Genomic DNA, 21,502 nt, shown 5'->3' with positions numbered 1-21,502 from the left:
CAAAAAGTCGATTTCACTTGAGTATACGATTCATTTATATAAATTTACTATGCTCTAAAGCAACAAATATTGCAGTTAAAATCAAGACATAGATACCAAATGTATACATGTTGTTCGAATCAGTTTGCTTGTCTAAGTCTCGCTAATTTGCTGTTTCATAGTCAGTTTCGTAAAAAAATGTGTATTTGAGATGAATTGGCATTAAAAACCACGAATAAATTTATAAAAACAATTGTGGATTTTATGGTCTTGGTCTTTATAATCATGGCTTTTAGAACTTATCCTTGCAGGGATCTAATACGATGACTGACTTAGTTCAGCAGTTGGCAAAAGAAATTGCCGTACGTCCAAATCAAATTGAAGCTGCCATCAAGCTCATTGATGAAGGTGCCAGTGTTCCATTTATCGCACGTTACCGTAAAGAAGTGACGCAAGGTCTGGACGATACTCAATTACGTCAGCTTGATACACGTCTGACTTACCTGCGTGATTTATTTGAGCGCCGTGAGAAGGTAATCGAATCTCTAAAAGAACAAAACAAGTTATCTGATGACTTACTTGCTCGCGTGAATGCAGCAGAAACGAAAAATGCTTTAGAAGAGATTTACGCGCCGTACCGTCCAAAACGTACAAGTAAATCATTTAAAGCCAAAGAAGCGGGTTTAGGCCCAATCGCTGAAAAAATCTTTAATGAAGCGGTTGATCCAACCGAAGCTTTAGCTGGTTTTAGTCATGAAGATTATGCAGATGTTGAAAGCCAATTAGATGCGATTCAACACATTTTAATTGATGACTGGGCACAAAATATTGCATTAACCACTGAGCTAAAAGCGACATTTGCGAAAACCGCAGTGTTGAAAAGTTTAGTTGCAAGTGATGAGAAAAAGGAAGTCGGTAAAAAATTCCGTGATTACTTTGATTTCTCTGAAAGCTTAAATAAAGTCCCTTCACACCGTTTATTGGCGATGCTCCGTGGCCGTCAAGAAAATGTCTTGGGCTTAAAAGTCGATGGTGAAGATGATGCGCCATTGGCTCGTATTGATACTGAATACAATTTAGAAACAGCACAACCACAAGCGCGTGCAGATTTCTTAAAACAAACTGCAAAATTATTCTGGCTCGGTAAAGTTCGCCCTGCGATTGAACATTCATTATTGACTGAAAAACGTTTGGCTGCTGAAGCTGAAGCGATGGATGTCTTTGCTGAAAATCTACGTCATTTATTACTTTCTGCTCCTGCAGGCGCACGCTGCACATTGGGTGTAGACCCTGGCATCCGTACGGGTGTGAAATTGGCTGTTGTCAATGCATCAGGTGATGTTGTTGCACATAGCACGATTTACCCATTTGCTCCGAAAGAAGATAAAGCTGGTTCAGTTGCTGAACTTGCGCGCCTTTGCCGCGAATTCAATGTTGAATTAATTGCGATTGGTAATGGTACTGCAAGCCGTGAAACTGAAGCGGTTGTGGCCGAAATGATGGCTGCGAATACGGATTTGAATTTGATTCGTGTGTCTGTCTCTGAAGCGGGTGCATCTGTTTATTCAGCATCTGAATTGGCATCTCAAGAATTGCCAGAGCTAGATGTATCTATTCGCGGTGCAGTGTCGATTGCTCGTCGTTTACAAGATCCATTGGCGGAGCTTGTGAAAATTGATCCGAAATCGATTGGTGTAGGTCAATACCAACATGACGTGAACCAAACCGGTTTAGCAAAAACGCTAGAAGCGGTTGTGGAAGACTGTGTGAACTCAGTAGGTGTCGATGTCAACACTGCATCATCTGCAATCTTGGGTTATATCGCGGGTTTGAATAAATCAATTGCACAGCAAATTGTGGATTACCGTAAAGAAAATGGTCGTTTTGACAACCGCCAAAGTTTGAAAAAAGTTCCTCGTTTAGGCGAGCGGACCTTTGAACAAGCAGCAGGTTTCTTACGTATTCAAGATGGTTCTGAACCATTGGATGCATCTGCTGTTCACCCTGAATCTTATGGTTTAGTAGAAAAAATTGTGGCAGCGAAAGCAACCACAGTCAAAGATATTATTGGTAATACTGAAATTATTCGCCAAGTAAACGCCGAAGAATTTGTGAATGACCAATTTGGTCTACCGACAATTCAAGACGTTTTATCTGAACTTGAAAAACCAGGTCGTGATCCACGTCCAGAGTTCCGTACCGCAAAATTCCGTGAAGACATCACTGAGGTGGCGCAGTTGACTGAAGGTTTACAGCTTGAAGGTGTGGTTACGAATGTGACGAACTTCGGTGCATTCGTGGATGTGGGTGTACACCAAGACGGTTTAGTGCATATTTCTGAACTTGCAAATGAATTTGTTGCAGATCCGCACAAAGTCGTAAAACCAGGTCAAATTGTTCAAGTTCGTGTACTAAATGTCGATGTTGAACGTAACCGTGTCAACTTGTCGATGCGTGCTGAAGGTGCTGCTGCAGCGAAACCACAACGTCAATCACGTCGTGACAATGCCCAGCAAGAACAACGTGGTGAGCGTAAGCCACATGCGAAACGACCACAGCATGCTCGTACGCAAGGCGACCGCCCACAAGGTCATAAAAAACCTCAAGCAGCGAAACCACAAGAAAATAAAATTGGTGGTTTAGGTGCGTTGTTATTACAAGCAGGGATTAAAGGTTCGAAGTAATCTTGAACTGTTAAAAAAAACCTCCCATTTGGGAGGTTTTTTTTATTTTCTTTTACGGCCTATCAAAGATAAATGAGCTGAATCTTAAACTTCGCAATAAAGTGTAAAAATCACACAAATCACGTATCAAAACACACTATAGAATCGTTCGATTGTCAGACAATATAAGTCACGCCATAAAGTGGTCACAAACTTTAGGCTTTACATACTTACATCTAATTATTTGATATTTATTATAAACGGTAAAATGATGACATCTAAAATTGAACGACATCGATTTCATATTCACGACTTTTTATCTGGAACTGTGGTATTTCTCGTGGCTTTACCGCTATGCCTAGGCATTGCATTGGCTTCTGGCGCACCGATTCTCTCTGGCATTATTGCTGGCATTGTCGGTGGTATTTTAGTTGGGACACTGAGTGGCTCACATATCAGTGTTGCAGGGCCAGCAGCAGGTTTAACAGCAGTCATTTTGGTACAGCTTGAATTACTGGGCGGCAACTATGCCGCCTTTTTATTGTGTATTGTTTTTGCCGGTATCTTACAGATTGGATTTGGCATATTTCGGCTCGGTTTCTTTGCCAACTTTATTCCGAACAATGTCATATTGGGTTTGTTGGCAGCTATCGGGCTGATCTTGATTGGGAGTCAAATACCTTATTTGTTTGGCTTGAACCAATTTTCATGGTCTGTGCTGTGGCAGTCACAGCCGCTCGATTTGCAATGGGATATCGGTGCCGTTCTGATCGGTATAGGTAGCATTGTCTTGATGTTGCTTTGGGAGAGGAGTCCATGCAAAAAGTGGGTGCTGCCTTCAGCCTTGGTTGCTGTCGTTCTTGCTGCACTGTGCAATGCCGTGTTGGTGCTTAGTGGTTCGCCTTTGGCAGTTCATCCATCGAACCTCATCCAACTTCCAAATCTTTGGGATCAGCCACAAAATGTGATGATTTTTCCAGATTGGACCGCTTTAAATAATCCTCTGATTTACACAGGGGCAATCACTTTGGCGGTTGTGGCGTCATTAGAAACTTTATTGAATTTGGAAGCAGCAGATAAATTAGATCCGCATAAGCGTTCGTCCCCCCCCAACCGAGAGCTATGGGCGCAAGGTATCGGTAATGTTGTTTCGGGCGCTATAGGCGGGATGCCGCTAACTTCAGTAATTGTTCGTAGTTCGGTCAATGCCAGTGCTGGAGCTAAAAGTAAATGTTCTGCCATCTTTCATGGCGTGTTGCTCCTGTTTGCCGTGCTGTGTTTAGTGCCTTTGATGAACATGATTCCGCTTTCAGCATTAGCTGCAATTTTAATCCTCACAGGTTTTAAACTGACGCATCCCAAATTGTTTAAACAGTTGTATTTAAAAGGTTGGAAACAATTTATTCCTTTTATCATTACCTTGTTGGCGATTTTACTCACAGACTTATTGCTCGGAATCTTGATTGGTTTAGCCAGTAGTGCGGCCTTTATTTTATACGCCAATTTTAATAAGGGACTGAAGGTGTATAAAGAGCATCATTTACATGGGGTGATTACACGGATTGAATTGCCTTCACAAGTCAGTTTTCTCAACCGTTCGGCATTAATATCTGCATTGGAACATATCCATCGTGGCGAACAAGTGGTGATTGATGCCACACATGTGAGTGATATGGATGCTGATATTTTCCAGCTTATTCAAGAGTACCAACAGGAAAAGGCTGTGCAGCGTAAAGTGCAAGTGCAGTTGATTGGTTTCAAGGCACACTATGCCGATGCGCAGGAGGCGGCATTAGATATAGATATCAGTACCGCAGCTTTACAGCAACGTTTGACGCCAGAGGCCGTGCTCGCTTTGCTTAAAGCCGGCAATGAGCGGTTTGTACAAAATGAGCGTTTGCAACGAGATATCTATCGTCAACTGCGGGTGACCGCAGAAGAAGGACAGCATCCGATTGCGGCAGTGTTAGGTTGTATGGATTCTCGTGCGCCGACTGAAATGATCTTTGATGTTGGAATTGGCGATTTATTTAGTTTACGCATAGCGGGGAATGTCGCAGGGCAAAAAGTATTGGGTTCTTTAGAATTTGCCTGCGAAGCCAAAGGCGCCAAAGTGATCGTAGTGCTTGGTCATACGGACTGTGGTGCGGTTAGCAGTGCTTGTCAGTTGCATTTAGCTGGTCAATCGATTCAGAGCCTGACGCGTATGCCACATATTCAATATGTGCTGGGGCCACTCAATGAGTCTGTATCGCGTGTTGCCGAATTGATGCAACCACAAACGCTGAGTCCGGCATTTTTAGAGCAAGTGACGCAAATGAATGTGCATTACAACATCCGCTATATTTTGCAAAATAGTGAAGTGCTACAGCAATTGGTGCAAGAAGGTAAAGTGGCGATCGTTGGTGCGGTGTATGATGTAAAAACTGGACGGGTTAATTTCTTCGGATAAATAAAATCGGATGACATAAAAAAAGGAACATCATGAACACATGATGATCCTTTTTATTGAACTAAAATACATTAGCGAATCATCGGTACAATCCAACTGGTAATGATCAGCAAAATACCGAAATGTCCCAATTTACGGGTGACATATACCAATTTTGACGGCTTTTGTTCCAATTGTTTCGCATAGTCTTCGATGCTAATGCCTTGTTTTGCATTACTGGTAAATAAAAACACCGCCAAATCGATACAAATTAAAATGGTACCGACATCTGCCACCACTTCCATTAAATCGTATTGGCCGCTGATCAAGGCGGTTGACACTTGATAAACAAGGAAAAGTGCAAAAGCGATGCAGGCATACTGCAAAACAGTTAAAAATATCCGCATAAATCTATACTAAATAAGCTCAAAATTCTGAAACAGGATTATAGCGTCCCTCGCAAGAGATTACTGTAACGCTTAGAGTGCTTGCATGACTGCTGGAAAGTGTTGCTTTTCAACCAACTCCAAAAACTCATCGCCCATACGCTGACTTTCAGCCACACATTGGTTCCACATTTTAATCCGTTGTTGGTTGTCTAAGCCTTTGAGGGTAAAGTCTTTACGGTCAGGCAGTCGGCCAAGCGGCAAGCTTGCAAGGTATTCTTGTGAAGGCGACAGTAACAGGGTACGCGCTTGATTGTCTGGATTAGCCTGACGTTTAAATAATTTATCAAACCAACCTGGGGTGATGCTATCCGTGAAATGCGGATACAGCACGATGCCCTGACTTTGGAAGGGTAGGTCAATATGATAGTCAATCAGGCCGCCATCGCGGTAACTGCCTTGTGGCGCATCAGGGATATCACGGATCGCGGCCATGACACCGGGAATAGATGCAGATGCCATAAGCCACGGCATGACACTGTCTTGAGTCAATGCATGGTAATGCGTGGTAAAGCCATCATCCGCCACGGTAAATTGATGACCTGACACAGGCTGACTAATCACACGCTGCATGAAATAACGACTGTGTTTACGTGCAAGCGCTGTCGTGCCCACGATCCCTGCGACAGAGGCTAACAGCGGCAGGGCTTTATCACTTTGGAAAATATGCTGAGCTTTGACCGAAAGCACAGTGAGGTGATAATCAGGATGATTAACCAGTGCAGCTTCTTGACCTTGAATCAAATCGATCAGCATGCCACGACACACATCGCTGACTTCTTGACGACTCATCTTTTTATGAAAGCTCAGATTGGTATACAGCTCAGAGAGGCGTTTCGTGCCTTCGATAGCTCCCCAAGCAGCAATACTGGCAAAGCGCCAACTGCCAATCGATGAACCAATTAAAGTACGCTTTTGTTGCGCACGTGGCAAAAAGTCAGCAAAAATCGCCTGATCTAAACCTTGAATACCAATGCCTTTCGGGCCACCAGCAGCACCGGGCAGAATATCCACTTGAGCAGCGTTTAAACCTTCTTGTTCAATCAGTTGGCGTGCTAAATGGCCAGCACGGATATTGAGCGCAGGCGGTTTTTTTTGCAAAATTTGAGTCATGGCAGTCGCTTAAAATACAGTCGTAGAATTATTCTAGTGCGTTTTTGCACAGACCCAATGGCTGAAACTTACGACAAATGACTTCTCAGTCATATCAGGGTATCACTCAGGAATGCTGTAATAATTGTTCATTATGCCGATGCAATTGAAACAAACTGAGGCAGACGATTGCCCATGTCGCCATTGGAAAGACCGCCCAAGCAAATAGATTAATGATAAAAACCACGGCCCCAGCTAATAACCAATAATTTAACCCAGCCATCAGTTTTTGCTGTGGCAAACAAAGTAGGAATAAACAGGGAAGTGCATTAAAGAGAATGATCCACCAAAATGCAGCGCTATGTTGCATCCGATACAGGATGGTGTTGGCTGACGGTTGCCAGTTTAGAAACGGCATGTGTATATTTAATTTAACCAACACATCAAGCAGGGTCGAAAAACTATATAGCAATGCAGTGGCGCACGCTCTGAGTGGATTTCGACCATACAGTACCCCTAAATAACTGTATGACATGGCGTTCAGCCTTATTTAAATTTTTTGTTCTTATAGCTTTAAGCCCTTTATTGTCAAAGGGCCTAAAGGAGCTATGGATACGACATATTATTTAAATACAAAGATTATTTAAACACACGCCAAATGGCAAGTAAGCTTGAAAGTGCAATTAATACGATGGAAACGTACCATGGCGCAATTATCGCTATGGAGAGGAAGATGGCCATAACACTGCCAAATACCCAACTACGCTTTTGCTGATGTTCCATTTGCAAGCGCATGCTTTGCAGTTCATTGAGTTGTTTTGCATGCCAAGCTGACTGATTTTTTAAACCATTCAGACTGTCGATCATCAGCGTTGGTAAATCTTGCGCACCTAAAAGTAAGTCTGGAATTTTTTGTCCGAGTTCTTTTAAGTTTTTCTGCGGATTCATTTGCGCTTTAATCCAATCGGTGAGGATTGGTTTTGCCAAACTCCAAATATCCAATTCAGGATAGAGATCAGTTCCTAAACCTTCGACATGGACCAAGGTTTTGAGCAGCAACATCAGTTGTGGCGGAATCTCTAAATGGAAACGACGCGCAATATCCATCACTTGAATCAGGATGCCGGCGAAGTCCAATTCATGCATTGGTTTAGAGACCATTGGGCCAACAGTGCGACGCATTTCACGCGCCAAAGCATCTTGGTCTGTGCCCGGTGGAATCCAGCCCGCTTGGTGCACAATCTGAATCAGCTGCATAAAGTCGCTGTTCATAACAGCGAGCAACATACGTGCAACAGTCATCTGGTCATGCTTCGACAGCTCGCCCATAATCGCGCAGTCCAAGGCAATAAAGCGTGGATTGCTAGGATTGATGGTTTCGACGAAGACATTCCCCGGATGCATATCTGCATGGAAGAAGTTGTCGCGGAACACTTGGGTAAAGAAAATGGTGAGCCCTTTTTCGGCTAAATCTTTACGATCCATGCCCAAGCGATCAAAAGTCGCAATATCTGAAATTGGTACACCGGTAATACGTTCTTCGACCATGACATCACGGCTGTCCATATAGACTTCAGGCACGTACATCATGCTTGAACCGGTGAAGTAATGACGCATACGACGAGTGTTATCCGCTTCTAAAGTCAAATCCAACTCATTGAGAATAATTTGACGGTAGTCCTGAATAATTTCAGATAAATGCAGGGCACGAGCGGCTTCTAGACGTTTTTCAAGGAACTGACCAAGCCACTCTAATATTTCAAAATCTTCCAGAATTTGATTGCGAATATTTGGGCGAGTCACTTTTACCACGACTTCACGGCCATCATGCAGGGCTGCAGTATGCACTTGTGCAATAGATGCTGCTGCTAAAGGCTGCTCGTCAAAGCGTGCAAATAAGGTATTCACATCCGCTTTTAGTGATTCCTGAATACGCATTTTGGCAACGTCATTCGAAAAAGGTTTTACACGGTCTTGTAGTAGTACCAATTGCTGTAAAACTTCAGGTGGAATCAAGTCACGACGGGTAGACAGTAATTGCCCCATTTTAATGGCCAGCGGGCCCATCTCTTCCATGGCTTCTTTGAGCTTGAGCGGATTTTTACGCTCGCGGCTTGACCAAGCCGCAGGGTGCATGCGAATGAGAGAAAGAATATGACGGGCTTTTTCCGGTAATTCTTCCGCAGGAAACAACGTGTCGAGTCTATAGTGCGCAGCGATGCGCCAAAGGTCGAGTAAACGTGAAACGTGCGGAATCATATGTGCAATTACCTAGTCTTAAGTGTTGTCTTGTAATGAGTCAATTTGGCTATGCAGTTGCTGAATTTTTGCTTCTGCACGGTCCAGATTTTGATTCAAAATTCGTGTGTCTTGATTCAGGTCATCCATCTGCCAACGTGGGGCAAACAAGCCAGAATCTTCTTTTAACGCGTCTTCAGCAAAGAACAAATGGCTTTGTAAAGTACGTTTGAGATATTTGGGGGCAAGTTGCAACTTACCAATTTCATGCGCAAGGCTTGGACCTATCCAAGGGCTTAAATGCGAAGCTAAATCGGGCTCAGCTTGCTGCATAATGCGTTGGATATCCTGCAATAAATGATAATCACCTTGCAATGGGATATTGCCGACATCTTCAGCCAACAGCAGTTTAAGGAGCTCGACGACCGTTTTGACATGCAAGGTCGCTGTTGCTTCGGTCGTACTTGACTGCTGCTCGTAAGGGCGTTGCTCAAAGATAGATGCGGTTTCAGAGTGTCCTGTTGGCGTCGGTTCTAAGCGAACTTTCTGATCGTCAAAAAACACATCCACCGACAACTGTGGTGAGTCGATCACCACACGAAGCATTTTGCCTTGCAATTCATTCAGTTGGATGCGAGTAATAGCATCCAGATCAATGAAATGATGAATTAAGCGTTCAACTGCACCAAGTGCGAGAATCGACCACATAGTTCAGCCTGCAGTATTAAAGTTTGAAACCACGATGTACGGCTACGATACCACCTGTTAAGTTGTGATAATCACAGTTTTGGAAGCCTGCATTTTCCATCATACCTTTAAGAGTACGTTGGTCTGGGTGCATACGAATTGATTCTGCAAGGTATTTATAACTTTCAGAGTCATTTGCTACGATTTTTCCCATAATTGGTAATGCAGTGAATGAGTATAAGTCATACAGTTTTGAGAATGGTTCAAATACCGGTTTAGAGAATTCTAAAATCAGTAAACGACCACCTGGCTTAAGAACGCGGTACATTGCAGCAAGAGCAGCATCTTTGTCAGTCACGTTACGTAGACCAAATGAAATGGTTAATAGGTCAAAACTGTTGTCTGCAAAAGGTTCTAAAGTTTCAGCATTGGCCAAAACGAAATCGACATTGGTACAACCAGCATCAATTAGGCGGTCACGACCGACATTGAGCATCGATTCGTTAATGTCTGAAAGCACCACATGACCTGTCGGACCAACTTCACGACTGAACACTTTAGCAAGGTCACCTGTACCGCCTGCAATATCCAGTACGTGCTGACCGCGACGAACACCTGACATGTTAATGGCAAAACGTTTCCATAGACGGTGAATACCAAATGACATTAAATCATTCATGATGTCGTATTTCGCAGCCACTGAGTGGAACACTTCCGCGACTTTTTGCGCTTTATCTTCGCTGCTCACGGTCTGATAACCAAAGTGTGTGGTTGGCCCAACATTACCTGTGTTCGCGCCACGTGGCAGATTATATTTGGGTACTGAACCTGTCACAGGTGTGTCGGTCAGACGTTGTTCTAAAGATTGTTGCTGACCTTGCGCTGTCCCTTGTGGTAAAGGTTCAGTTAAGAATGGACTCGCTTTGTCTGTATTTTGTGCCGACTCAGGTGTAGGGACAGGCGTTTGATTCTCGTTAGACATTAGAGTCACTCCTAACTTATAAATAGGGTTAATGTTACTTTGTAAGCATGATGACAGATTCTCTGTTGTTATACAGCAGTCATTTGCGTTTGTTGTGAATAATATACAGAAAAAATAAGGGGCTGCTGTAATTGCTTTGCAAAACCCCTATAAAAAATCTGAATTCAGCCTTGAACGCCCTGTTTGTTTTATATCAAATAAGGGCTGAATGGGGATGATAATTTTGTTAGGCCGCAGGCTGAAACGGGTTCGGGTCTCCAGCATGTACACGGTCAATGATTTGACGTTCTACAGTGGTAAATTCACGCACAAATTTTTCTGCTGACTTAAGTGGTTTCATGGCGAGAAAACCATCTTGCATAAAGTCATACATCACTTCGAAGTTATATTTTATTGCTGCACCTTTGCACATCTTAAAGGCGGTATAGACCATAAATGAGCGCATATATTTATCTAAATTACGACCTAAATCGTCCAATAGTTGCAGCTGTAACATACGGTCCTTGCCCTGATCGAGCTTAAGATAAGTCTGGCGCATCATTTCATCGGTTAAGGGTAGATTGGATGGATAATCTTCTAATAATTGCATGGCCACTTGTTCATCAAGCTGTACGGCTAAAATGGCAAGTTGTACGCCCGAGGTACCAGTCTTTATAGCATTGTCTGGAATCAATTTTTCAGCTTTGTGTGCATAGCGCGTGAGACGAGCAATTTGTGCTGCTAATGCATCAAAATCAGGACCGCCATATAAACGATTAATAAAATATTCAGACATCAGCACATTGTGTTTTTCAGCAAATTGTACGGCATGAGTGCGTTGCATACGCTGTTTTTGCCACTGCTGGACATCTTGTAAACGCTGTAAAATTTCTGGCTTTTTGTGGTAGTTCAACTGGTAATACAGTTCAAGTAAATCATCTAATACTGCAAGTTTGGACATTGAGTGTCTCAATTATTTTTTAGATGTTTGAATCTTAGTGGGTGTTGTAGCTTAGGGCTATGACAAAGTGACGAAATTACAGGTTAATCTGAGTCAGTTTGTTGCAGAAATGGTCATATTTTGCATTTCAGCATATACATGAAAGCATTGTTGTGTGATGAACGGCATGGTTATACTCAAAACAGAATAAAACCAAGGGTCCGCCATGAGCTTAAAAGAAACAGAATTTCAATTGATGGATGAAGAACAACTCTCGGTTGAGCTGATTGAAGCGCAGTATCAACTGAAAAATACCAGCCGTCAGCCCAATGCCAAAAGCATGTTGATTTTAGTGAGTGGAATCGAGCTTGCGGGTAAGGGAGAGGCTGTCAAACAGCTCCGCGAATGGGTCGATCCACGCTACTTAAGGGTGAAAGCGGATGCCCCGATCATGTTTAATCAAAAACAAACGTTTTGGCAGTCTTATGCACGGTTTATTCCTGCCGAAGGGCAAATCATGGTGATGTTTGGAAACTGGTACAGTGATTTGCTCAGTACCGCCATGCATGTGTCGAAGCCTTTGGATGAAACCTTATTTGATGAATATGTTGAGAACATGCGGGCCTATGAACAAGACCTAAAAAATAATCATGTCGATGTGATTAAGGTCTGGTTCGATTTATCTTGGAAATCTTTACAAAAACGTTTGGATGAAATGGACCCGAGTGAAGCGCGTTGGCATAAATTGCATGGTTTAGATTGGCGCAATAAAAAACAATATGACAACTTGCAACGTTTACGTCAGCGTTTTAGTCATGACTGGATCATTATCGACTGTGAAGATGAGCAAGTCCGTGATCAGCAATTTGCACAGTATATTTTACGCACTTTAAAACATTGTCCAACACATGAAACTAAAGCGGTAGGGCGTTGGAAACAAGCCAAAACACCACAGGCTTTATTGGAGCCAAGTACAGCCGTCGCTGATGAAGCCGATTATAAAAAAGAATTAAAAAAATTAAGCCGTAAGGTGGCTGAAGCTTTACGTTTTGATTCACGCAACGTGGTGATCGTGTTTGAAGGGATGGATGCCGCAGGGAAAGGCGGAGCAATTAAACGTATTGTTAAAAAGTTAGACCCACGCGAATATGAAATTCATACTATAGCAGCACCTGAAAAATATGAACTACGCCGTCCTTACTTATGGCGCTTTTGGAATAAAATTGTCCCTGAAGAGAAAATCACGATTTTTGATCGCAGTTGGTATGGTCGTGTTTTGGTTGAGCGGATTGAAGGATTTGCTAATACCGTTGAATGGCAGAGGGCATACGATGAAATTAATCGCTTTGAAAAGGACCTATATAACAGTCAAACGGTTGTCATCAAGTTCTGGTTAGCCATTGGAAAGGATGAGCAAGCAGCAAGGTTTAAAGCTCGAGAAGAAACCGCGCATAAGCGTTTTAAAATTACTCCAGATGACTGGCGGAATCGTGACCGTTGGGATGACTATCTCAAAGCTGCTGCAGATATGTTGCAACGCACGAATACAGAATATGCGCCGTGGCATGTGATTGCGACCAATGATAAGCATAGTGCTCGTTTACAAGTGCTAAAAACGATTTTAGCGCAGTTGAAAGCAGATTGATTTTATGAAAAAAGCCACGCAATTCGTGGCTTTTTTCTTCATTTTCAAAACTCGCTCATTTTCAAATTTACTGGATCTTCAGGCCTATGATTTAGAGCGCTTGAATGTTTTAAACCTGTTCATAAACTAAACGTCACTGCATTAAGCATTGTTTGGTGTTGGGACAGGTTGGTTCGGAAATTTCTGTTGAATACGCTTCGCCAATTGGTAGCTTTCTTCTACATGGGTTTCAGCGACTTTTTTCATCACAATATAACCCAAACTGGCTGCCACCAATTGTCCACCTAATGGAATAAATTTAGTGACTTGTTTGGTAATATATTTTGCTGCAATGTTATTTAGCGATTTTTTCATCGCGGTTCGTGCAACCACTAAACCAGAAAATTCGACACCACGTTTACGCAGTTCTGTCCAATGAATTTGTTTGGTTTTCGGATCATACACACTAATTTGATCTGGCGCTAAACCAAAACGCGCATTAATTTCTGGAATGAGCTGTGACAAAATTCCGACGTCAATCACCACATCCAAAAATGGCACAGGAATAATAGCTGCACCTGCTGAAAAATAAGCACGTTTTTTGACGAGCTCTAAGCATTCAGCGCGAATAATGTCCAGATTTAAGTTAGGGTCGATGGAATCAGGAATGTTATCAATTTTCATAAGCAAATACCCTTAATACTGGATTGGTTTTTTTCTCATAAAGTATCATTAAGATACTTGTTTAAAAGCATTTTTTGCAATCTATTCTCTTGTCAAAGTCGCATAGACAGCCCAAGATGTATAGTAAATAATCATTGTTGTTTTGTAGTAGTTGGTCACTCAGGCTGTAAAGGTAATCCATGGCAATACATGTAATTCAGAGTCAAAGAATCGAAGTTTTGGTGGATTGTCTAATCAAAAAATTAAAATCAAATCAGTCGACTAATGCATTATCTGTCTTGCAAGAACGGCATATCGTGGTACCGGATCAAGCCATTGCAGCATGGTTAGAAAAACAAGTTGCTGAAAAAATCAGTATTAGTGCCAATATTAAGCATCATCGTAAAATTTTAGGGTTGCAGTGGAAAGCCTATGATTGGGCCTTGCCGAACAAACAAGACCGTGAGCGAATTAAAGGTATCAACATGCCGCCATTGATTATGCAATGGCGTATTTATAATGCTCTAGCCGGTTTTATTGCGGCTGATAAGTTTGATGCTGCTCAGATTCCGACAGACGTGCAGCCCTTAGTTCAGCGTATTTTTGACAGCACAGCACAACTCTCAGATCGAAAAAAACGTGAGCAAAAGCGCCAAGAAATGTTGTACTGGATCGCTGCTCAAGTCACCCGGCTTTTTACTAACTACATGGCCTTTCGTGGCAGTTGTATTCATACCCCTGATGAAGGTGTTGAGCAATGGATTTGTCCACATTGCGATACCGACTGGCTAAAAGCGTGGAGTCATAACCAGCCATTAAATATTATGCAACTCACAGGTCTGAAACCTGAACAAGCTGATGAATATTTACCGACGCAGGCTCGACAACTAGAGCAGTGGCAGCGTTGGCTGTGGCATCAAGTATTCAAAAAAGATTTTAATGACCGTCAGGAAATAGACAATAAATTTTGGTTTGCCTTGGCGCATGCTGAGCAAAATCGGCAGCAGCAGTTTGATTTGGATGCTGAGGATGATGAACGCGATGATGATGAGCGTCATCAAACCTATAACGGTTTACCTGAACAGATTTTTGTCTTTACTACCTTAGAACTACCACCTGCACAACTCAAATTTTTGTATCGTTTGGCGGCGTATACCGAAGTACATTTGTTGTATTTCAATCCATCGCGTGAGTATTGGGCAGACATGGTCGATCCTGTTTGGAAAGATCGTTATAACCTGAAATTGCAACAGCGTTATATTGAACGAAATCCTAATGTCAGCACAGCGCAAATTCAGGCCTATCTGAGTACCACCAATGCGGAATTTCGTGAATCACAGCATTCGTTATTGACTCGTTTAGGCAAACGTGCGCGGGATAACTTTGCATTATTGGTGAATATGTCTGGTGGCGAAGGCTGGGAAGATATTTTTCCAGATACTGAGCCGACAACGCTGCTCGCTCAAATTCAATATGACATCATGACTCTAGAAGAGCCCGAACAGCATCAATATGCACTCGCGGGTTCAGATGAATCGATTCAATTTCATGTCTGTCATTCTAGCCTGCGTCAGTTAGAAGTTTTACGTGAGCAGTTGGTACATTGGTTGACCGAAGGCTCGGAACAAGAGCCACGCCATCCGAGTGATATCTTGGTATTGGTGCCAAATTTAAAAGAACTGGAACCGCATATTCGGACGGTCTTTTCGACGACTCGAGGCATGGGTCGCAGTGCTGTGGATTTACCTTATATCCCAGTAAAAATTGCAGGAGTGGTTAGTCAAGATATTCAAAATGCATGGAAAGCCTTTGTTGGACGCATTGAAATTAGCCAAGGTCGTTTTACCGCAGAAGATTTTCACGATTGGTTGAATTTGAATGCGGTGCAAGAACTGTATCAGCTCGACCATGTACAAATGGAACGTATGATCGAACTGCTAATTCAAGCCGGTTTCCGTCGTGGTTTAGATGAACAGCACATGTTGGCTTATTTGTCTGAGCAAGACCGAGATTATCGTTATACCTTTAAATTTGCTTTAGACCGTTTGGCGTTAGGGATTGCGATTCCACAGCATGCCGTATTTGAGAATACTTTAAGTTTCGCAGGGGTGCAGAGTAGTGATTTTGAGTTGGTGCAAACCTTAATTCAGATCTATCAAGATATCAGTGCGCGTCGAGATTGGCTTAATCCTAACCTCAGTGCACAGACGGTCAAAGCGTGGTTGCAACAGCTAGATGCAGATTTAAAACCTTTTGTTGAAGCCAGTGGTCGAGCATTTGAAACCATACGCGGTGTGATGCGTGCAATGACACAACGACTGAAAAATGCCCAAAGTGAAAAAGTTGAGTCGCTACCAAATAGCTTTAATTTACCGCTATCTTTATTGCTCAAGGAGATACAACAAGGCATCGATGGTTCTGTCGACCAGATCGAACCAACTGGTTCAGTGACCTTTGCAGACATGGGTAAAATCCGTCAAGTCCCATTTTCACTGGTGGTGTTGTTGAACATGGATAGTGGAAAATTCCCACGTCGTGATCAGAAAGTACCTTTTGATTTAATGGATGTGTTTAAGCCAGTATTGGGTGATCGCTCACGTTTGGAAGATGATAAAGGTGCATTTTTAGATGCCTTGTTATTTGCCCGAAAGTCCTTATGGATTTTCTATAATGGCTTTGATGTCAATGGAGGTGAAAGTCGTGAACCATCATCTGTCATTTATGAGTTTAGCCAATTCCTCGCTCGAATGATTCAACCCCAGCAGTTAGATCAGCCACATGATGCCATGTTGGATTTGGATGGGTTACGAATTCCAGAGCAACTCGAACCGCTCTATCATATTTATCCTTTGCAGCCATTTGACCCGACAGGATTTCAGCAGTCGAAAAACGTACGATATAAAGATCAATGGTTTGCTGTGGCGGAACATATTTTAAATCAGTCTGGACAACGCCAACCCTGGATTAACCTTGATTATCCAGTGCATGATGCACAAGAAGTAAGGGTATTAGATGGTCAGGAATGGATTAAAGATGTGGTATTCCCAGCTCGGGCATATTTGAAAACGCTTGGTGTGGCCAGTGTGTATACCGGTGATCAGTTACCACAGAAAGAGCCTTTATTACTTGACCGTTTACAGCAATACCATGTCCGTGAATTATTGCAAAAGCATTATGTGCAGCCTGCTTCTCGTGTCAATCAAGCTGAGGATCAGAACTCTACGACTCCAACTGAACCAGATATAGCATTATTCCAAGATGTACTGCCTGTAGGACATAGCCAAATAGCGACTTGGAAGCTTAGTTTGCAAGAGCAGACACAATTGTTAGCACGTTTAGATGGACGTTATGTAACTGCGACCACTTTACAAAACTTACAGCTTGAACCGCATTTGATACTGAGCATCACCGTGCCTGAAGACCGTCAGAGTATGCATTGGTTAAGCTGTATGGCATCTGGGGCAAAGCCTAAACGTCAGACGCAAACGTGGCTCGAATATCTACTGTGGTTGAGCTATTTAGACTTAGGTGATGAGGGGGCTGCATATCGTCGGGAAGTGATTTGTAATGATAAAAGCATAGTCTGTTGTGGTTTAAGCTCTGCACAAGCCAAGCTACAGCTCAGTGAATGGCTGGCGATGTGGAAACATGCACAAAAACGTCCTGTGGTGCTGCCTGCTGCCTTAATTCGCCAAGAAAAATGCACTTGGGTGGAAAATGAAACAGGCCAACTCATGCCATATAATTTTGCAAAACTTCAAGAGGAATGGTTGAAAAATCATAGTTTTGGTGGTGTGGAGTTGGAGTCGAATGAAGCCAATAGCCACCATCGTGATTGGAGCTTTATTTTACAGCAACAAGCGGCAGATGAGCTTTTGGCATTGTCCTGTCGTTATTATGCAGAACGTTTATATCATGTGATGGATACCGAGGCGGATGATGGCCTAAAAAAACTCAATGTCATCAAGCCTGAGGTGAAAAAATGAACAAGCCACAGCAAACAATGAAAATGTCCACCAACCCGATTGCAGACATGAGCTTTACGGGACTGCATTGGATTGAAGCTTCTGCGGGTACTGGTAAAACCTATACGCTTTCCAGTCTGATGGTGCGGATTTTTCTCGATCGCTATATGCCGAATCAAGTCATTGCCACCACTTTTACTCGTAAAGCCACAGCAGAACTCAAAGCGCGGGTTCGACTGCGGATTGAAGAAACCCGTGACTTTATTTATAGCCTGTTAGCGGCTTCTCAAGATGAATTGGCCGAACTTCAGCAAAGTTTGAGTGACCCTTTGTATCAACAAATACTAAAAGATCATGGGCATCATTTAGATTATGCTTACAATCGGCTGAATGTGGTTTTACAACAATATGAAGAATTATTCGTTGGGACCTTGGACAGCTTTAGCCAAAAGTTATTACGTGAATTTGCCTTTGAAAGTGGTCGTATTGAACAGGTGCAAATCAGTGAAGATGAAGATCTACATATTGAACGTATTATTCATGATTTATTAAGAGATTGGATTCAGCAGCAGCCTGCGCATTTGATTGAATATTTGATATTAAATCATCATTTGAAAGGCCCTGAATACTATCTGGGCGTGGTAAAGGAAAGTCTAAACTTCCCATCAGTGGATTTACGTGTTCCTGAATTACCCGAAAATGCTTTGGCACATTTTGAGGCGATGATTCATCAGCTTGCGCAGATGCTGCCTGCCGCTCGTGTAGAGCTTGCAGCGTGTTTTGACGCCGAAAGTCATTATAAGAACCTTGTCGACGCTCGACGTTTTAATAAAGGGGCATTCTTTGTCACCTTTAACACACGCATTCCCGAGTTTTTACAGCACTTTGAAGCATCGGGTAGCCAAGGGGTTTTGACTCAGTCCGACGTGTTACAACCGACGATGAAAGCCATTCGTTCATTGTTTTATGATCCGAATAAAACTGAATTTAAGCCACGTGTCTTTAAAGACAAAATCGTTGAGGAACAGCCAGATGTCTCAAAAGAATTTTATCAACATGCTTTTGTTCAACAACTCCGAGCGGTGCTCAATGCTTATGAACATATCAATCAAGCAGAACAATTTCTAAACTTTTATTTGGCACAGGAAGTCAAAAAGCGTTTACCTCAAGTGTTGTCCCACGCTGGCGAAACCACCTTTTCACAACAAATTAGGACCTTATCGGAAGCCTTACAGCAAAGCTCAGCAGCAGGGAAAGACAGTTTTGCCGCTCATGTTTTGGCAAGATATCCACTGATTTTAGTCGATGAATTTCAAGACACCAACCAAGATCAAGATGACATGCTATCCAGTATTTGGCGGGTCAAGGAGCGCTTACATCAGGGTTGTATGATTATGGTCGGCGACCCCAAACAGGCGATTTATGGGTTCCGTGGCGGTGACATGCTGACCTATCGTAAAGCGCGTCATGATATTCAAACTAAGGGTGGACGTGGTTATACCTTGAACAAAAACCATCGTTCAGTCAAAAATTTGGTTGAAGTGGTGGATGCCTTGTTTCATCGGCAAATGGATTTTGGTGAACATGTTGAATACACCCCAATTCAAGCAGGGGAGCGCGAGCATCCTCCGTTGATTGATCATGATCAAGTCAATCCACAACCGCTGCGTTGGTTGGCTTTGGATGAAACGCTAAATGAAGCTGAACAAGTAGCTTGGCAGATTCAGTCATTACTCAACCAAGCTCAGCAAGGACATTTATATTTTCAAGACAACAATATCCAGCGAGCACTGACAGCAAACGATATTGCGGTCTTAGGGCAAAACCATTTCGACTTAGAGCAAGTGCAACAATGTTTATTGCAACTGGGTGTTCCTTGTTATAAAGCATCACGGGACAGCGTCTATAAAAGTTCCGTCGCACAAGACGTTGCCGCTTTGCTGACCGCAATTTTAAATCCTTATCAAGAAGCCAAGGTGAAACGTGCGCTGCTGAGCCGTTTATTGGGTTTTGATCTGAAACAACTGGTCGCACTCGAACAGCAGGCAGATGGACTGAGCGAAATTATCGAAAAACTCGAACAGATCCGACAAATTTGGAATGAGCAAGGATTCCGCAGCGCGTGGAATAGCTGCATGACGGTCTTTCAGGTGTGGACGCGTTTGGTGGCTGGGCAAAGTCGAGATAATGAACGCACAGTGGTGAATTTACGCCATATCGCAGAATTATTAAGTCAGCAAAGTGAACATTACACAGGTGCACATAAGCTTTATCAATGGTTTATTCGCCAAATCAATTTAGGCATCAATAATGAAAGCACCCAAGAGCGAAAATTGACTGGGCAATTGGGGGTGCAATTGATGACGATCCATGCATCCAAAGGCTTAGAGTTTGGTTGTGTATTTTTATTGGGAGCAAATGCAGGCTTAAGTGAAAAAGGCAATTTGAATTTTTCCCTTAAAGACAATCAGCAAAAAAGCCTTGGGTTAGAACGTGTGATTGCTGTGAAGTCTTCGGACTTACCTGAAGATGATATTCAACAAAATGATGCGCGCAATGAAGCAGAGCATCATCGCTTGTGGTACGTGGCGTTGACCCGTGCCAGTTATCGTGTTTATGCGGTGCTACGTCATCATGAGGTCGAAAAGAAACAAGTGGCAGAAGCGCGTTCAGGACTGACTTTTTGGCGTGGAAGCGCACCAGATCTGTTCCAACACGCAGATAGTGTGGATGCCGATGTCCTGCGTGCAGCACCACCGATTTTGACCCAGACTCAGGTTGAAGCTGTTGTATTAGACGCGGCAGAAATTCCCAACAGCCATTTTTATCCACGGGAAACCACCAGCTTTACCGCGCTCACGCGCACGGCGCATAAGGCGCACATACAACGTGACCAATTGGCGGCGGCAATGACCGAGCCAGAAGACAGTGCTGCCGATGAAGTTGAACAAATTGAAATCATTGAAGCAGAAACTGCAGAGAAAATTAGTTGGATTAAACGGCACTTTCCAAAGGGAACCAAGCCCGGAAGTTTCTTGCACAAGTTGATGGAAAAAGTTCGATTTAGCACCCCAGAAGATAAGTTGGCCAAAGCCATCGCATCGCGTTTTCATAGTGATGTTGAGTTTGATTCGCCGCAAATATTGCAAAATTTGATTAAACAGTTTGGGCAAACGGCGAACCCTGAGCAAGATGAAGCTGAACTGATTGAAGAAATGCAGGAATGGTACAGTCAAATCATTCATACACCGTTGCATGATGGTTTTAGCCTGCATCAGTTAAACGATGGCGAATACCGTTCAGAAATGGACTTTCATTTAAGTATGGCAGATCGTGCATTGGCGATACGTAAAATACGCATGCTATTTGAAAGCCTGAATGAGCCAGATTTACAGATACAAGATTTGAATGATGTGTTTACAGCACGCTATCTGATGGGGTCGATTGACTTGGTATATTTTGATGGTCAGCGTTATCACATTGCCGATTATAAAAGTAATTTCTTAGGCGATCAGACCGCACATTATGATCATGCCTATATTCGAGAAAGTATGAGTCATTCTAGTTACTGGTTGCAGGCGGCTTTATATTTGGTGGCCCTACATCGTTATTTGAAAGCCGTGATGAAAGACTATGACATGACGCAGCATTTGGGTGGGGCGAGTTATTTATATCTTCGCGGTATGGATGGACAGTCCGATCGTGGAGTATATCACTGGAAGCCGGCGGATACATTCATTCAAAACCTCGATGGAATATTGAGCGAAAAGGTTGTGGCTAAAACGTGAATAAGCACGAAAAAGATAAAAATAT

General features: G+C 42.9%; 13 protein-coding genes. 5 read left to right on the top strand and 8 right to left on the bottom strand.

Annotated features, from left to right (window positions below; genetic code table 11):
• The first annotated feature begins 302 nt into the window (after nt 1-302).
• Both FTU29_RS06090 and FTU29_RS06085 read left to right on the top strand, forming a co-directional pair.
• Nucleotides 303-2,663 carry a Tex family protein gene (locus FTU29_RS06090; RefSeq protein WP_180120913.1) on the top strand — a complete coding sequence of 787 codons (2,361 nt, stop codon included), beginning with the start codon at nt 303-305 and terminating at the stop codon, nt 2,661-2,663.
• Between the two features lie 250 nt (nt 2,664-2,913).
• Nucleotides 2,914-5,094: a SulP family inorganic anion transporter gene (locus FTU29_RS06085; protein ID WP_180120911.1), complete on the top strand. Its 2,181-nt coding sequence runs from the start codon at nt 2,914-2,916 to the stop codon at nt 5,092-5,094.
• Between the two features lie 71 nt (nt 5,095-5,165).
• Here FTU29_RS06085 and FTU29_RS06080 read toward each other — a convergent pair whose 3' ends face one another.
• From FTU29_RS06080 to FTU29_RS06050, 7 genes are all read right to left on the bottom strand, one after another.
• On the bottom strand, nt 5,166-5,480 hold the full coding sequence (locus FTU29_RS06080; protein ID WP_078189807.1) for a hypothetical protein: 315 nt from the start codon (nt 5,478-5,480) through the stop codon (nt 5,166-5,168).
• Nucleotides 5,481-5,552: 72 nt separating this feature from the next.
• Nucleotides 5,553-6,632, bottom strand: coding sequence for a patatin-like phospholipase family protein (locus tag FTU29_RS06075; RefSeq protein ID WP_180120910.1), 1,080 nt, complete (start codon nt 6,630-6,632; stop codon nt 5,553-5,555).
• Nucleotides 6,633-6,738: 106 nt separating this feature from the next.
• Nucleotides 6,739-7,146: a hypothetical protein gene (locus FTU29_RS06070; protein WP_180120908.1), complete on the bottom strand. Its 408-nt coding sequence runs from the start codon at nt 7,144-7,146 to the stop codon at nt 6,739-6,741.
• 104 nt (nt 7,147-7,250) lie between these two features.
• The gene (locus tag FTU29_RS06065) at nt 7,251-8,870 is read right to left on the bottom strand and encodes an AarF/ABC1/UbiB kinase family protein (RefSeq protein ID WP_111885633.1); all 1,620 of its coding nucleotides are present in this window, start codon (nt 8,868-8,870) and stop codon (nt 7,251-7,253) included.
• Between the two features lie 18 nt (nt 8,871-8,888).
• Complete coding sequence (locus FTU29_RS06060; RefSeq protein WP_180115931.1) at nt 8,889-9,557, bottom strand: SCP2 domain-containing protein; 669 nt, start codon at nt 9,555-9,557, stop codon at nt 8,889-8,891.
• A gap of 16 nt (nt 9,558-9,573) precedes the next feature.
• A complete protein-coding gene (ubiE, locus tag FTU29_RS06055) occupies nt 9,574-10,518 on the bottom strand; it encodes a bifunctional demethylmenaquinone methyltransferase/2-methoxy-6-polyprenyl-1,4-benzoquinol methylase UbiE (RefSeq protein WP_078192823.1) in 945 nt (314 codons plus the stop codon).
• Nucleotides 10,519-10,744: 226 nt separating this feature from the next.
• A complete protein-coding gene (locus FTU29_RS06050; RefSeq protein ID WP_078192822.1) occupies nt 10,745-11,458 on the bottom strand; it encodes a hypothetical protein in 714 nt (237 codons plus the stop codon).
• Between the two features lie 205 nt (nt 11,459-11,663).
• Between FTU29_RS06050 and FTU29_RS06045 the strand changes: the two genes are divergently transcribed.
• Nucleotides 11,664-13,082, top strand: coding sequence for a phosphate--AMP phosphotransferase (locus FTU29_RS06045; protein ID WP_180084363.1), 1,419 nt, complete (start codon nt 11,664-11,666; stop codon nt 13,080-13,082).
• Between the two features lie 141 nt (nt 13,083-13,223).
• Here FTU29_RS06045 and FTU29_RS06040 read toward each other — a convergent pair whose 3' ends face one another.
• Nucleotides 13,224-13,745, bottom strand: coding sequence for a hypothetical protein (locus FTU29_RS06040; protein WP_078192820.1), 522 nt, complete (start codon nt 13,743-13,745; stop codon nt 13,224-13,226).
• A 179-nt stretch (nt 13,746-13,924) separates the two neighbouring features.
• Here FTU29_RS06040 and FTU29_RS06035 point away from each other — a divergent pair, with 179 nt between their 5' ends.
• Both FTU29_RS06035 and FTU29_RS06030 read left to right on the top strand, forming a co-directional pair.
• Complete coding sequence (locus FTU29_RS06035; protein ID WP_180120906.1) at nt 13,925-17,710, top strand: exodeoxyribonuclease V subunit gamma; 3,786 nt, start codon at nt 13,925-13,927, stop codon at nt 17,708-17,710.
• Nucleotides 17,707-21,477: a UvrD-helicase domain-containing protein gene (locus FTU29_RS06030; protein ID WP_180120904.1), complete on the top strand. Its 3,771-nt coding sequence runs from the start codon at nt 17,707-17,709 to the stop codon at nt 21,475-21,477. The genes FTU29_RS06035 and FTU29_RS06030 overlap by 4 nt, the downstream gene beginning before the upstream one ends.
• The last annotated feature ends 25 nt before the right edge of the window (nt 21,478-21,502 follow it).

The sequence above is a fragment of the Acinetobacter sp. YH12086 genome, assembly GCF_013419345.1.
In the GTDB taxonomy this organism is placed as follows: domain Bacteria; phylum Pseudomonadota; class Gammaproteobacteria; order Pseudomonadales; family Moraxellaceae; genus Acinetobacter; species Acinetobacter amyesii.
This window is presented reverse-complemented; position numbering and strand designations above follow the sequence as displayed.

Coding starts and splice junctions, on each gene's coding strand:
- FTU29_RS06075 (WP_180120910.1), bottom strand. CDS start 6,632: ATGACTCAAATTTTGCAAAAAAAACCGCCTGCGCTCAATATCCGTGCT.
- FTU29_RS06030 (WP_180120904.1), top strand. CDS start 17,707: ATGAACAAGCCACAGCAAACAATGAAAATGTCCACCAACCCGATTGCA.
- FTU29_RS06080 (WP_078189807.1), bottom strand. CDS start 5,480: ATGCGGATATTTTTAACTGTTTTGCAGTATGCCTGCATCGCTTTTGCA.
- FTU29_RS06060 (WP_180115931.1), bottom strand. CDS start 9,557: ATGTGGTCGATTCTCGCACTTGGTGCAGTTGAACGCTTAATTCATCAT.
- FTU29_RS06090 (WP_180120913.1), top strand. CDS start 303: ATGACTGACTTAGTTCAGCAGTTGGCAAAAGAAATTGCCGTACGTCCA.
- FTU29_RS06035 (WP_180120906.1), top strand. CDS start 13,925: ATGGCAATACATGTAATTCAGAGTCAAAGAATCGAAGTTTTGGTGGAT.
- FTU29_RS06045 (WP_180084363.1), top strand. CDS start 11,664: ATGAGCTTAAAAGAAACAGAATTTCAATTGATGGATGAAGAACAACTC.
- FTU29_RS06085 (WP_180120911.1), top strand. CDS start 2,914: ATGACATCTAAAATTGAACGACATCGATTTCATATTCACGACTTTTTA.
- FTU29_RS06040 (WP_078192820.1), bottom strand. CDS start 13,745: ATGAAAATTGATAACATTCCTGATTCCATCGACCCTAACTTAAATCTG.
- ubiE (WP_078192823.1), bottom strand. CDS start 10,518: ATGTCTAACGAGAATCAAACGCCTGTCCCTACACCTGAGTCGGCACAA.
- FTU29_RS06070 (WP_180120908.1), bottom strand. CDS start 7,146: ATGTCATACAGTTATTTAGGGGTACTGTATGGTCGAAATCCACTCAGA.
- FTU29_RS06065 (WP_111885633.1), bottom strand. CDS start 8,870: ATGATTCCGCACGTTTCACGTTTACTCGACCTTTGGCGCATCGCTGCG.
- FTU29_RS06050 (WP_078192822.1), bottom strand. CDS start 11,458: ATGTCCAAACTTGCAGTATTAGATGATTTACTTGAACTGTATTACCAG.